Genomic DNA, 750 nt, shown 5'->3' on the forward strand with positions numbered 1-750 from the left:
TTTTCAGGCGCGCCCGCTGACCTTTCGCGCCAGCAGCCAGACCACAGGCGGCGTCAGCATGCGGGCCAACGCCTTGACGCGGTCGACGCGGTGCGTCTTCATGAAGACCGAGGCCGATTCGTCCCCGTGCTGCTTGCCGGCGAGTGGGCTGGTGTAGTAGTAGGCGGCGACCGAGCGGCGCGGCCGGCCGTCCGGCGCCTGCAGCGGCTTGGTGTGGCCGTGGTAGCTCGCGGGGCCGTGCGGCAGCAGGATGGTGCGGCCGAACTCTGGCTGCACGGTGGTCACGCAGCGGTCCTGCTTCTTGTCCCAGAGTTCGAGCCCCGAGCCCCAGGCCGGGTCCCATCCCTTGTTGAGATAGGTGATGAAGACCATTTCGTTCTTCAGCCCGAGGTGGCGGTGGCGGTTGAAATCGCGGTGCACGGCGAAGGTCGCGCCGGTCCTGCTTTCGTGCAGGCCGCCACCGAACAGCTTGGGGTCGGGCAGCAGGTAGTCGACGCCGCTGAGCGACGACAGCCAGTCGATGAACCAGCCGGAATGGATGATGTCGAAGTACAGCTGCGAGGCCGGGCCCAGCGCCACGCCGAGCACCGAGCGGCGCGTCGATTCGTACTCGGTCTTGATGTCGGCCCAGCCGCCGCCGGGCAGCATGTCGAATTCTTCGGCCACGAGCTCCAGCAGGGTCGGGTGGAAGATGTTCTCGAGAACCAGGTGCGGGAACGGTGAGGCGGCGAGCAACTTCTGGTGCAGGCG

At 67.3% G+C, this 750-nt stretch carries 1 protein-coding gene; it reads right to left on the reverse strand.

From position 1 onward, the window contains the following. Window positions 1–3: 3 nt before the first annotated feature. The coding region (locus EJI01_RS28440) for a 2OG-Fe(II) oxygenase (protein ID WP_148112391.1) at window positions 4–750 on the reverse strand (747 nt) is incomplete at its 5' end.

The organism is Variovorax sp. MHTC-1, from assembly GCF_003984645.1.
Taxonomy (GTDB): domain Bacteria; phylum Pseudomonadota; class Gammaproteobacteria; order Burkholderiales; family Burkholderiaceae_C; genus Variovorax.